At 41.8% G+C, this 12915-nt stretch carries 11 protein-coding genes and 1 pseudogene; 2 read left to right on the plus strand and 10 right to left on the minus strand.

Annotated elements, in window-relative coordinates; all coding sequences use genetic code 11:
* Positions 1-183: 183 nt before the first annotated feature.
* Positions 184-351, plus strand: a pseudogene (locus tag I6N90_RS24640) (ABC transporter ATP-binding protein); the annotation flags it as partial.
* 83 nt (positions 352-434) lie between these two features.
* Here the strand turns inward: I6N90_RS24640 and sigK are convergent.
* The 8 genes from sigK to I6N90_RS04405 all read right to left on the minus strand — a co-directional run bounded on the left by sigK (position 435) and on the right by I6N90_RS04405 (position 10627).
* Positions 435-1133 carry an RNA polymerase sporulation sigma factor SigK gene (gene sigK / locus I6N90_RS04370; protein ID WP_197934258.1) on the minus strand — a complete coding sequence of 233 codons (699 nt, stop codon included), beginning with the start codon at positions 1131-1133 and terminating at the stop codon, positions 435-437.
* 205 nt (positions 1134-1338) lie between these two features.
* The gene (locus I6N90_RS25030; protein ID WP_269669423.1) at positions 1339-2706 is read right to left on the minus strand and encodes an SEC-C metal-binding domain-containing protein; all 1368 of its coding nucleotides are present in this window, start codon (positions 2704-2706) and stop codon (positions 1339-1341) included.
* A 154-nt stretch (positions 2707-2860) separates the two neighbouring features.
* Positions 2861-3790: a VanW family protein gene (locus I6N90_RS04380; protein WP_197934259.1), complete on the minus strand. Its 930-nt coding sequence runs from the start codon at positions 3788-3790 to the stop codon at positions 2861-2863.
* An 83-nt stretch (positions 3791-3873) separates the two neighbouring features.
* Positions 3874-4230, minus strand: a complete 357-nt coding sequence (locus I6N90_RS04385; RefSeq protein WP_197934802.1) for a hypothetical protein — start codon at positions 4228-4230, stop codon at positions 3874-3876.
* A 63-nt stretch (positions 4231-4293) separates the two neighbouring features.
* On the minus strand, positions 4294-6558 hold the full coding sequence (locus I6N90_RS04390) for a right-handed parallel beta-helix repeat-containing protein (protein ID WP_197934260.1): 2265 nt from the start codon (positions 6556-6558) through the stop codon (positions 4294-4296).
* 175 nt (positions 6559-6733) lie between these two features.
* Positions 6734-8071, minus strand: coding sequence for a DUF445 domain-containing protein (locus tag I6N90_RS04395; RefSeq protein WP_197934261.1), 1338 nt, complete (start codon positions 8069-8071; stop codon positions 6734-6736).
* A 3-nt stretch (positions 8072-8074) separates the two neighbouring features.
* Entirely contained in the window at positions 8075-9370 is a 1296-nt protein-coding gene (locus I6N90_RS04400; protein ID WP_197934262.1) for a DUF445 domain-containing protein, read from the minus strand.
* A gap of 126 nt (positions 9371-9496) precedes the next feature.
* On the minus strand, positions 9497-10627 hold the full coding sequence (locus I6N90_RS04405) for a peptidoglycan-binding domain-containing protein (RefSeq protein ID WP_332262393.1): 1131 nt from the start codon (positions 10625-10627) through the stop codon (positions 9497-9499).
* A 217-nt stretch (positions 10628-10844) separates the two neighbouring features.
* On the opposite strand from I6N90_RS04405, the gene I6N90_RS04410 reads away from it, so the two are divergent.
* Positions 10845-11468: a 3'-5' exonuclease gene (locus I6N90_RS04410; RefSeq protein ID WP_197934263.1), complete on the plus strand. Its 624-nt coding sequence runs from the start codon at positions 10845-10847 to the stop codon at positions 11466-11468.
* Positions 11469-11474: 6 nt separating this feature from the next.
* On the opposite strand, the gene I6N90_RS04415 is transcribed toward I6N90_RS04410, so the two are convergent.
* Positions 11475-12197, minus strand: a complete 723-nt coding sequence (locus I6N90_RS04415) for a nucleoside phosphorylase (RefSeq protein WP_197934804.1) — start codon at positions 12195-12197, stop codon at positions 11475-11477.
* A 2-nt stretch (positions 12198-12199) separates the two neighbouring features.
* Positions 12200-12871, minus strand: coding sequence for a sulfite oxidase-like oxidoreductase (locus tag I6N90_RS04420; protein ID WP_197934264.1), 672 nt, complete (start codon positions 12869-12871; stop codon positions 12200-12202).
* Positions 12872-12915 lie beyond the last annotated feature (44 nt).

Here is a 12915-nt window from a genome sequence, read left to right on the forward strand (position 1 = left end):
ATTGAACTCAGTATTACAATTATTTTTAGAATTGATAATTAAAATAATACGTCTAGTAGATGAGTTTTTAATGATAGCTCATTTAATATATTTAATTAAAGTAATTTATTGCAAACGATTACTTACGAGATAATAAATTTAATGATCAGCATCTTCATCTAAATCCTCTTCGCCATAATCGCAATTGTGATGGTACTTCACGATATCAACTTGTCAGCGCGCGATATGGGGACTATATCTTCACTCTGCGTCAAGGCCCAACTGGTCGCTGAAGGCTCGCCGTCAGAAGTCATTTCAAGTACGCTTGTGAAGGAAGTATTCGGACTCGAAGTGAGCTATGCGAGTATTTAACGGTAACAACACAACAGCGCCACCTTCATCAAGGCGGCGCTACTTACTTTTCTATTCAGCTATCTTTCCCTGGTATCAGGCATCTACCTCTTCACCTTATAAAACTCATGATAAAGCTTCATCAGTGCCCGCTTCTCTATCCGCGACACATAGCTGCGGCTTATGCCAAGCTCCTTCGCAATTTCCCGCTGCGTCCGCTCATCCCCACCATGTACCAAGCCAAACCGTCCGATAACAACTTCCTTCTCACGGTCGTCCAATATGTCCAAGTTTTTATATATTTTGCTCTTCTCGATCTTCAATTGCACCTTATCTGCCACATCATCTGACTCCGTACCAAGAATATCAATTAACGTAATTTCGTTGCCTTCTTTGTCAGTCCCAATTGGATCGTGCAGCGATACGTCCTTGCGGGTTTTCTTCAGAGATCTGAGGTGCATAAGTATTTCATTCTCGATACATCTCGCCGCAAATGTCGCAAGTTTAGTGCCCTTACCCGACTGAAAGCTCTCGATTGCCTTGATGAGTCCAATTGTTCCGATGCTGATGAGATCTTCCAGATCTTCTCCGGTGTTGTCGAATTTCTTTACGATGTGAGCAACCAAGCGAAGGTTATGCTCAATAAGTAAGTTTCGCGAATGTGCGTTGCCCTCCGCCATAAGCGCGAGATGCTTCGTTTCTTCCTCTTCTTTCAGCGGCTGAGGAAACGCATTATTTTTCACGTATGAAACGAGCAAAGTGAGCTGTTTAATAAACAAAGCGATTGCTGTAAAAAATCCCATGCCTCGTACACCCCCAAGCTGTATTGCCTAGACTCATACATCAAGCCTCAGCGCGCAAGAACGTCAGTTATACAGTGTATGTGGGCAGTCGCCTATGTGTGCATGTACCCCTATTATGATGGTGAATTGTTGCGATCTAGACAAGAGCTTAAACAACAAAAAAAGCCTACTCAACCGAGCAGGCTTCTAACTTTTTTTTCAGTGCTTAGTTCAAGCAACACTTTTTATATTTTTTTCCGCTACCGCAAGGGCAGGCGTCGTTACGTCCTACTTTTTCCCCAGATGGGAACTGAACGACATTGGAGCTGTTCGTAGCTTTCGAAGAAAATGATGAACTAGTTACTCGGTTCGATGTACGACTCGTTAGCTCACTTGAACGATGACCCTTCAAGTACCACTGCCGCGTATCATTCATAAGAGGAATAACGTAGCCCACCAGTTCTTGCATAATGCTATTATCCATCTCTAAGAAATTATCTAGAACACCCATAATATCTTGTAACATTTTGCCCGCTGTAATCAAATATTCACATTCAGAAACAATTTCATCTGCTTCCTCATTGCTCATCGAATAGTTGTGCATTAGGTAACCGATTAATGCATTGTAGCTTGCAGTTCGCTCAATAAATCCATCTTCGCCAGCTTGTAGCAACTGTTCCTTAGTAAATGGATAGAATTCGAGCGATTCTCTAAGTTGCTGCTCCTTAACGAGCTCTTCCATATCTAATACGCCAAAGTCTGAGAAAACAACCCGATTATACTCAAACTCATACATTTCAGTTGCTTCTGTCAACACACTCAAGCACTGCTCACGAGGAACCGAATCCGCTGTATATGATTCAAGCTTTGTAATCATCATTTCATTGCTTACCATTCCATAATAATGAACCATACCTTGAGCAAGTTTGCACCATTCTGTATTTTTACTCACCATTTTGCGATAAAAGGGTGAATCTAATTTATTCAACAATGATTGAATTTCTGCAGGCATTACAACACATCTTTTGGAGTCAAGTGTACCTGTAAAAAGAAGTCCTCGTTCTCTCATATAAGGGATTCCAATATCTACTGGTGCGCCTTCTTCAATTAGAAAACAACCATTTTGTTTACTAACCTTTTGCAACAATTCGTATCTAGTTTCATCAAATGTTGCAAAGAGAATCTCAAGTTGAAGAAACATTTTCTGATACAAATCATCAATTAACGCTTGTTTCTTTAATCCACTAGCCTTTTCCAACTTTAAATTAATTCTAATTTCTATCAATTCTTCTTTTGTTAATCGGCTCAATAGATCAATTAATGAAAGTGGATGCGTAATAGGTTTCCAATTTTTTTTATCCATTTTTGCTAGCTCTTTAACGAAATTTTCATCGAACTCTTCCAGTTCGTTCACGTAATCTGTTTCATTCGTACTTAGATCTTTTTTCAATTCAATATACTCCTCTATTAAACGAACTCCACCAAAAATAATCCCTCTGTACTTCGACAAAAATGGTTTACTTCGTGCAAAAACGAGTTCTTTTTCATTTTCTGCTTCATCATAAGCGGATAATCTATATTCATATCGTACCATTATTTCAACAATTTCTAAAGGGTGTTGTCACTTTTCTCCATCCATTCCCAATAGATTCATGATTTTCAATGACACAACATTTTTGTCGCTACTCCATTCAAATCAAAAAGAGCAAGAGGAAACCTCCTCTGCTCTTTCCTTAGTAATTATTATTCTATTCACCTATCGTATTCCGCTCGTCCAACTTCACTTCCTCAGGTAGTTCCTTAGAAGCTCCCGGCACTTCTCTCGGCTCAAGTGCTACAAGCTCAGACGAAGTAATACTTACACTAACCTGCCCCGCATTCGCATACGTTCGAATAAGAATGGGATGATCATAGGGGTTTTCGAAAACAAAGTCTGGGCCGTACCAGCTGACAGTGGCATCTCTACCCGAAGGGACATAATGTACACTTCTACTATGAGAAAATCGCTCAACGATCGTAAGTCCTGCCCGATCTACTGCGTTAAATAACGTCGAAGAAACTTGGCATATACCACCGCCAATGTCTTCATACAATTCTCCCCTTACAATTACAGGAGCCCGTAAGTAACCCTTTTGCCTCGTACGTTCTCCCACCGCAAAGTTAAAAGAAAATCGTTCACCAGGGAACACCACGTAATTGTTAAGCGCATGAGCAGACAAAACGATATTCGAAGAACGATTTTTATTTCTTTTGTTGTAATAGGTCGTATACTGACCGATTAGTCTGCCTTTAATGGATGAAAGTACTTCGCTGTCTACTCTTGGATAAACCTTTCGAAGGGGCACCTCGATCGTAGAAGATGTTCCTTCTATTATGTATCCATAAAACAGTTGTCTAAAGGCTAATCGATCCAGCTTGTTGCCTGGTACCTCAGGAATAACTTTACCATAGCCATCTAATGTCGCGTTAACAGGTTCCCTTTCAACTTTCTTAGCTACCTCATCCATAAGCTGTTCTAACTGCTCGTCATTAACGAGCGGGATTCCTGGCATTTTATAAATATAGTTATCCCTAGAAACTTCGGATAAAACACGTTCACCCTGATGCTCAATGATCAAATTAGGATAAATGGATTGCTGAACGATAAGCAGCATCCCAAGCAACCAATTCCATCCCATAACTGTTCTTCACCCCCGATTACAAAGTAACCGGATTAGTATACGAATAATAAGAAAGTCCCATACAATTATTTTTGCTAACTTTATTTTTTATCGATCTGTAGCAATGTGACTTGTTTAACTGAATACGTATCTTTAAGTTGATCTTCAGTAAGAACTTTTAGCTTAACTAAACTTGCGATACGAGTTAAATCCGGCTTAGACAACATACGCCATAACTGCGGATCTGGCAGTGCTTCAAATAACTTCGTATCGTCATATTCCTTACGTTCTTGTTTCACTAGCTTAACTTGGTAACTACCGAAAGTCGTATCATAGACTTCCTGTTCTTCGCAATACGCTAATATTTCCTTACGCAATTCAGTAAGCTCTAGTTCAATTTCTTTCTGCTTTGTCTTCAATTGAAAATAACGACTCACTTGTCGATTCACCATATCCACACTCCCCTTCGTTCTCATGTATATGCTTGGGGAGCATGGATTATCAATGAAAGCACTAGCTCTTTATTTCACTGTATTATTAAGATTTTGATCATTAGGCTTCAAAGCAAGCGTTGCATTCACTATTGTGTTATTTTCAATTACATAAGCAGGTGCTCCATTACCTGCATAGATCGTCGAGATTCCAATTGCTTTCAAATTGGACGAGATTGTGTTTCCTTTAATAATGGCACTTAATATATCATGTTGTTCATTTCTCTTCCAAAAATCATTTAGTTTAACAATTTCCAATTTATCAGACGTAATTCCCGTTGCGTTAATAGAGTTATTCTCAAAAACGAATTTTTTTGCAGCTACAACATTTATTGCCCGTGTATTTCCACTAAGCTCAAACGATGAGTTTTTAATGGTAAGATCGAGCTTAACCTGATCTGCAACGATAGTATCAAATGCAGTTGAGCTAGCTTTAAACTTACAATTGTTAAACACGTATGGCCCCCCAGACGCCGCCGCAACACCAATTGATCCAGTCTTTGCCCCGGCGGCTCCTGAAATTTCACAATTGTTATAAGTGGCCGCTGGCAATGAGATTCCATAAGTGGAATTAAAATCAGTCACTTTTAAGTTGTCAATAATGCTACCAGGTTCAATCCCACCTGCAACTGTACGTAATGATGACTCTCCAGATATCGTAATATTGCTCAGTTTTATCGGTTTCCCCCACAGAGACAATCCAGCAGGGAGACTTTTATTGATACTCGTTATTGTAACGTTCGATGCTGTCACTCCAAAAGGTTGTTTCGAATTGATAGTAAGCGTCGAGTCAGTCATCGTTAAACCGTCAATTGTAACATTGGGTCCTTCGAACGTCGTGTATGAATCATTCATACGATTGTTCAAGAAAGTAGCATCGTGATAAGCAAGTATGCGACTACCGTCAAAATGATTATTTCTAACTAATGCCCCAGTAAAAGGTGGTGATATCGCAAGTCCGATTTTACCTCGAGAGCCAAGACGATTATCCTCGACGATCGCATTTTTTCCATCATATAATATGACATCATAAGATTCATTATTATGAAAATTATTCCCTTTAATAACGATTCTGCTATTCAACTGACCATTTTCTCCGTAGCCACCCTCCAAATCGATTCCGGATTGTGGCATTGTACCTTTAATATGATGTATCTCATTATTTTCAATGAGTACGGTATCAGCTCCAGCTACTGTAATACCTTGCCTGCGATTATGTGCAAATTCCGAGTTTTTCACAACTACATTTTTGCTTACCACTCGATTCCAAACTTCTAAATAAGACCCCTTACTAGATGCCTTTTGAAATACAAGATGGAAATAATCTGCACCTTCAGGAATTTGAATCGTTTCGCGATTTTTTTTACCTGGCAGCTTGCTAATCAATTTTTTGGATTTATCAAAAATATAAATGTCAAATGTAGTGGGTAAATTTTTTATATTAGATATTTCAAAATCTCTATTTGTTTTGAATGCTTTATGATCGAATCGAATCGCTTTGCTCGTTCTTACCTTATCTTTATTTGCAATAGCTTTGCCTTGAGTATCGTATTCCCCAGATACCAATTCAGCTTCATAAATATCCGAAATCAATGATCCATGTCCTGAAATAACTAAGCCATCACCAATAAAATGTGTAGCAGTGACAGCTTCTATAGTTACTGAATGGGCCCCTTGCGTAATAATACCGTAGCCGCCTTCATGTGTACCGGGAGTGTAGGCAAACTCTCTTTTTGAATAGTCATGAGTATCCTTATCTCCTTTATAAATTCCACCCCTCAATGTAACGTTTGTTACATGGACACCGATATGCATGAGGTGATAGCTTTCTTTCGTATTTGTTTCCTTTTGAAGAGTAACATTTGAAGTCAATTGAAAGAGCATATTACTTACCATATTAATTCGACTATTTTTGTCAATGAGATATGTTCCAGGTGGCAATGTCGTGGCAGTGATACCGTTTTTACTAGCCCATTGCAGTGCTTTATTAATACCTGCCGTCGTTTCCACAGGCTTCGTTCCATCGTTGTGTATACCCCATTTAGTCAGGTCAATTAGATGCAATGATTGATCTGTACTACTATTATTTGCCCCTGTTGGTAGTGTAAACGGATACGTCCGTTCTTGGTTATTAACTGAAGTTGTTGCTCCAGTTGTATTTGCCTCCACCGCTTCTTCTACTGAACTCATCTTCGAAGCATCGCGATTTACTCCAACGCCATTTCCAGTAAAGGAAAAGCTGGACAGTAGTGACAGATGCAAACTAACGAGCAAGCTCCATTTTAAAATTTTCACGTTAACCCTCCCAAACTTCTGCATAATTGTACAAAAAAGTTCCACTAATTAACTATAACACCAATAAGGTTCTATATAAAGAACGAAAATAGTCCTATTTTCGCTATAACAAACAAGCCTATACCATCTTTGGTATAAGCTTGTTTGTTATGATTCAGTTGAAAATGGCTACACATTAAAACATTTCAAGGAATGGAGCATATACACCATGCAAAAATAGATACAATAGAGCACCAACTGCCGCTCCAATGAATGCTCCATTTAAGCGGATGCGTTGTAAATCGGTTTCTACTTTACTCTCAATAAAATGAACTAGCCTTTCCTCAGTAAAACCGTCCAGCGTTTTGCGAACGATTTTGCCAATAAGAGTATGCTCCTGTTCAATGATTTCAGCGATAAACTGCTTCAGATAACCTTCAAGCTGATTCTTAGTTCCTTCATCAGATTTAAAGCTTTCCCAAAATGATTGAATTAAGCCAACAATCCATTGCTTAATATCCTCTGTATGAACGGCACGATCTGGCATAACAACATATTTGAGATCACCATCTGAAACTAACATTTCCTTTACAGTTCCAAGTAGCGCCTGGATTGATGGTTGAAGAGACAGTTGTTCAAACATCTCTAATTTCCATTCTTCTATTGCAATGGACACATTTTCGTTGTTTTCTAAATGATCCGCGAGCTCATACAATTTATTTTCTATTAGTTGCCTTAGTTCGTGCTTAGGATCCTCTAGATCCTGTAGAAACGTTTGCATATCTCGAAACATTGTTTCCGTTGCTTCATCAAGGTTAATTGCATTTGACGACTCTGCAAAGTCTACAAGCTTTTGCTTAAACCATCGCGAAATCGATCCGCCTTCATTTACAAACTTGTTTTTCTCTTTGTTTAGAAGAGCTCGAATAGCTTCTTTTGTCTCATCTGTCGATGCACGTTTAGATGCATATTCAACGATATATCCAAGCCATTTCTGAAGATTGACATGTCTAAGCAACCATCTGAGCGCTTTACCAGAATAAGGAGCAAGATTAATACCCTTGAGTCCTGTTCTTAAATGTTGATCCAATTGCGATGCGACATTGTGTATATTCATGTTTCGGAGTAACCCAACCAGCAGCTCCCATCCCTTGGTCCCAATACTACTCTCACTCGGCAATTTATCGAACCATTTAATTAGAGCTTCTACAATATTTACTTCACTCAACTTCTCTTTAAGCATACCTTTTCCGAGCAATTGCTCCTCAACCATCTTTACAACACCCTCTACGAGCTTATCTCGATTGCGAGGAATAATAGCAGTGTGGGGAACCCAACTTAGTCCGAAGGGATGACGGAACAAGACCGTTACCGCAAATAGATCTGCAAGTGCACCTACTAGCCCTGCTTCTGCCGTATATAGCAGCATACGTGACCACCAAACATCAGGATATACATACACACATATTGCTGCTATGACAAAAAGCAGTGCAAGAAGAAACAAGCTGATGTTAGCTTTTTTTCTCATCGTCATCTCTTACACACCCCCAATCCAGAACGTAAGAGTGTAGAGTAAAGTCCCGACAGCAGCCCCAACGATCATGCCATTTAGCCGTATATATTGTAGATCTTTTCCTGCTTTTTCCTTCACCAATTGACCAAATTCTTCTTCTGAAAAAGCATTTAGTTTCTCTTTAACCGTCTGACCTATAAAAGCATGCTTCTCTTGAACCCAAGACATAAGCATATTTTTGATGCTTCTATCGAGTTCACTCTTTAAATCCGATCGCTCGCTCAATTGATGAATACCTTTATCGATCCATTCTCTGAGCCAATGAATTGACTGTATTTTAGAATGTTCGGATGAACGCTCGGATGCAATAACTAGAAGACCTTCTCGCAATGCCTCAATCCGCTTACGAAGAAAATGATTAAGACCCACATTATCTTTAATTGTATGAATAAGCGCAATTTTCCCAGACTCTATCCGAAAGCGTAGTTCATCATCGGTTCTTAATCTCTCTGTGAAACTAAGCAACATTTCTTTAAACTTCACTCTTTGCGGATGTTCCTCGCACGCAACTTGCTCGAGGAAACGTACAAGCCAATCTTGTACTCTTCCACTTATCGAGTTTGCATTTAGACCCGCTGTAAAATCGACTAGTCTGCGCCGGAACTTGTCACCTTCATAGGAACGTATTGCGGATTGTACCAGTTGCTCTATTATCATTCGGAACTGGTTTGATTTGATTAGCTTAACAAATTGATGAATGATGAAAGTCGTCATACGATCATCATAGCCTTTGCGAATTGTCCAATCAGCAATATCGGCTAATATATCACTAACTTGTAGTGCGTCCCCACGCTCTACTAGGAAACGATGTATACCGGAGGCTAGCTCCTCAGCGTCCACTTTGCCTAGAAGTTCACTGGTAAGCTTTTGCGAGATAATGTGAAGATCATCCGCTCCTCCATGCTCTTTCAGATAACGAACAATAACAGTTGCAAGATCATGATCCTCTAGCGTTTCTCTAATTGATGCAACCGTTAGAAGTTCACTCTCCACCATATCTACAAGCTCGCCTATTAACCTCTCTCTATTTCTAGAAATAATATGAGTGCCCATCCATCTCGGCCACTTTATTCGAAGAGGATCTCCGAATAGAGCGTTAATTGCAAATGTGTCAGCAAGGCCCCCTATCGTTCCTGCGCTGAAAGCCGCAAATAACAGACCTCCCACAATCGTATGCTGGAAAGGAAACGCAGCCAATATGCCAATTGCTGAAAGGATTAGAAATCCGTTTGCTTTTTTTCTAATGCTCCATTTCTCCATCAAGATGCTCCATTTCTTTACAAGTATGTCGTAATGATAGTTTAACCTTTTTTGGCTCAGCCATCCACTAAGCAAAAAGGACCTGACGATGATCGTCAAGTCCTTCTTCTAGATACAACAGTTGAATTATTGTTGGCTTCCTGATTTGCCTTCTGGTTTACCTTTTGATCCGCCAGGGCTAACATTGCCACCTGGTGTCTTACCACCTAGGCCACCCGTATTACCTCCTGTGTTGCCACCAGTGTTACCACCGATATTGCCGCCTTTGCCTTGGCCGCCTGTGTTGCCGCCAGTGTTACCACCGATGTTACCGCCTTTGCCTTGGCCGCCTGTATTTCCACCGATGTTGCCGCCTTTACCTTCGCCGCCTGTGTTGCCACCGATATTGCCGCCTTTACCTTGACCACCAGTGTTGCCGCCGATGTTGCCGCCTTTACCTTGACCACCAGTGTTGCCACCGATGTTGCCGCCTTTACCACCTTGTTCACCAACTTGTCCTTTGCCGCCGCCTGCGCCGCCTCCAGCTCCGCCGCCTGCACCGCCACCAGCTCCGCCGCCTGCGCCACCACCAGCTCCGCCACCAGCTCCGCCGCCTGCACCGCCACCAGCTCCGCCGCCTGCGCCACCACCAGCTCCGCCGCCTGCACCGCCACCAGCTCCGCCGCCTGCGCCACCACCAGCTCCGCCGCCTGCGCCGCCTCCAGCTCCGCCGCCTGCACCGCCACCAGCTCCGCCGCCTGCTCCGCCTCCAGCTCCGCCGCCTGCGCCACCACCAGCTCCGCCGCCTGCACCGCCACCAGCTCCGCCGCCTGCTCCGCCACCAGCTCCGCCGCCTGCTCCGCCGCCTGCTCCGCCTTTACCAGCTCCGCCACCTGCACCGCCGCCGCCTTGGCCAACGCCTTTTCCTTTACCCTTAGATTGCACACCAGCTTTTTTACCTGCTTTTGCAGTTGAATATGAATAGCTTATTGATTGAATCGTTTTTGCGTCTACAGATCCTGTTATTGGTAAACCATGTGTCTTCTGATAGTACTTAACTCCTCTTACCGTTTGCGGGCCATAATGACCATCTATCGGTCCGCTGTAGCTACCCAAAGACTTAAGCATTCCTTGGATAACGTATACGTCTGGTCCTTTTGCTCTCTTGCCGACCGCCAAAGTTGTATTTGGCAGACTAAACATTAATGCCAGCGTAACAATAGCCACGCTTAAGTATTTAACCATGCGCCAGCTTACCATCTTTTGTGTATTTTTCACTAGCCTGCACCTTCCTTTTCCTCAATTAATTGTTGCTACCAAAGTTACTATCCCCAATTTTCTATTTTCATTTCAGCATTTTCAAAAAAAATTTTTATCCATCGAACAATTGCTCTATTCCACTGAGCTCTATTCTTGCGAAGAAAGGAAAATGACGTTATTTGTAGAATAATAACAAGGACAGCATACAAAATGATCTGAAAAAGTGGTGACTATTATGCAATCATTAAAAAATAAATCGTTTACAATCTTTGACTTTGAAACAAGTGGCCTTGACCCAAAAAAGGACCGCGTCATAGAAATGGCCGCGATCCGAGTCGTTAATGGTGAAGTTGCAAGTGAGTTTAGTACACTCGTTAAATTTGATGGCAAGCTTGCTCCAAAAATTACTGAGTTAACAGGTATAACCGACGAAATGACTACTTTTGGTATGGATGAGGATACAGCTTTCCGTATCTTAAATCGTATGTTAGGGGATCACATTCTCGTCGCACATAATGCACAATTTGATCTAGGCTTCCTACATCATTCTTTGATGAGAATAGCAGGTCGTTCCTTCAATAATGACTTTATAGATACGCTTACGATAAGTAGAGCCCGTCATGTTTATCCCCATACACTCAAGGATATGTGTGATCGTTACAACATCCCCCTAATCGGAGGACATCGTGCATTAAATGATGTCGTAGCGTGTTGGGAGTTATTCCGTACGATGGATGAAGAGTCACCAGCAATGGATGCTCTGAATAAACTTGGTTACATAAAAAAATACGGGCCCCCTGCTTGGAGCCCGCCTTATGCGAAGTTGGAAGCGATTGAGCTAAAGTTTGCTCCTCGCTAACCGTTATTATTTTGCCAGCTTCACAATTGCACCTAGTGCAACATTGATCTCACGTTCAATGGCAAGTGATACAACATCTGTATGTGGATCATATTCAGCAGCTAAGTCGGAATCCGCATACCCGTCCAAAGCTACAATTGCTCCTGCTCGCGCCCCACGAAGCGATGCAATGACGTAAAGAGCCGCAATTTCCATCTCAACAGCGAGTGCACCTGCTGCTTTATATTGTTTATGTGGAATCTCTACTACACCGGAGAAAAATACGTCCAGTGTTACAGTGATTCCTTTCTCCACAATGCCTTCGCTCTCCCGAGCTGTTTCATAAAGTGCGTTCACTATATCACCATCTGCTACTGCTGGGAATCCATCTGGTACAAGCTGGCGAGTCAATCCATCCGCACGAACTGCGGCAGTACTTACGATTAAGCTGCCAGCTGGGTGATCTGCAGAGTACGAACCAGCAGTACCGACGCGAATTAATGTAGTTACTCCACCTTTAATTAACTCCTCAAAGCAAACAGCAGCTCCCGGGCAACCTACACCATGACTGACAACTGCAAGTTTAACTCCGTTATATTCCCCAACAAATGTCCGATATTCTCGAGCAAACGCAAGTTCTTTAACATTCGTCAGCTTTTGGGAGATGGCTTCTGCGCGTCTAGGATCGCCGCATACTAGAGCATATGAAGGTAGATCTTCTGATTGTAGTTGCAAAATAGGTAAGTACATCATTAATCAAACTCCTTTTGTAGCCATTCATCTTCAGGCATACTATTATCTTCGCTCGTGAAACGTTGCTCTTCGAACGGGTCTGCATAATTGTGGAAACCGTTGCGCTCCCAGAAGCCCGGTCGGTCTTCTTTCATGAACTCAATACCTCTAATCCATTTCGCGCTTTTCCAGAAATACAAATGCGGCACAATCAATCGGAGAGGCCAGCCATGTTTGTCTGAAAGTGGCTCCCCATCAAAATGATGAGCAAGTATAACATCATCACGTATAAGATCTTGCAACGGTACGTTTGTGTCGTAATTTTCATCCGCGTGTATCATGACATGACGAGCATCAGCTTTTACACCAAGTAGCGGTAGCAGATCCGTAAACCGAATGCCTTCCCACTCCGTATCGAGTTTAGACCATCTAGTCACACAATGAATATCACAAACGATCTTCGTTTGTGCTAGCTCCATTAATTCGTTGAAAGTGAATGTACGTTCTTGCTCAACCTCACCAAAAATACGAAGAGACCAGTTAGCCAAATCATATTTCGGTACTTCACCTTCATGCAAAATAGGAAATCTTTCCGTAACTGTTTGACCCGGAGGAACACGATGTGCAATATGTTCAGGAACCTCAGCAAGCTTTGGAGATACTCGTTTAAGTCTGTCTGCTTTGTTATGCATTTCTTCACTCCTCTAGATGTCATAATAAGTAACAAATCTACTCA

This window comes from Paenibacillus sp. GSMTC-2017 (assembly GCF_016019935.1).
GTDB lineage: Bacteria > Bacillota > Bacilli > Paenibacillales > Paenibacillaceae > Pristimantibacillus.

What these genes read in the sequence shown, in the direction of transcription:
- sigK (WP_197934258.1), bottom strand. Translation starts at nt 1,133, where the DNA reads ATGGGATTTTTTACAGCAATCGCTTTGTTTATTAAACAGCTCACTTTG.
- I6N90_RS25030 (WP_269669423.1), bottom strand. Translation starts at nt 2,706, where the DNA reads ATGGTACGATATGAATATAGATTATCCGCTTATGATGAAGCAGAAAAT.
- I6N90_RS04380 (WP_197934259.1), bottom strand. Translation starts at nt 3,790, where the DNA reads ATGGGATGGAATTGGTTGCTTGGGATGCTGCTTATCGTTCAGCAATCC.
- I6N90_RS04395 (WP_197934261.1), bottom strand. Translation starts at nt 8,071, where the DNA reads ATGACGATGAGAAAAAAAGCTAACATCAGCTTGTTTCTTCTTGCACTG.
- I6N90_RS04400 (WP_197934262.1), bottom strand. Translation starts at nt 9,370, where the DNA reads ATGGAGAAATGGAGCATTAGAAAAAAAGCAAACGGATTTCTAATCCTT.
- I6N90_RS04410 (WP_197934263.1), top strand. Translation starts at nt 10,845, where the DNA reads ATGCAATCATTAAAAAATAAATCGTTTACAATCTTTGACTTTGAAACA.
- I6N90_RS04415 (WP_197934804.1), bottom strand. Translation starts at nt 12,197, where the DNA reads ATGTACTTACCTATTTTGCAACTACAATCAGAAGATCTACCTTCATAT.
- I6N90_RS04420 (WP_197934264.1), bottom strand. Translation starts at nt 12,871, where the DNA reads ATGCATAACAAAGCAGACAGACTTAAACGAGTATCTCCAAAGCTTGCT.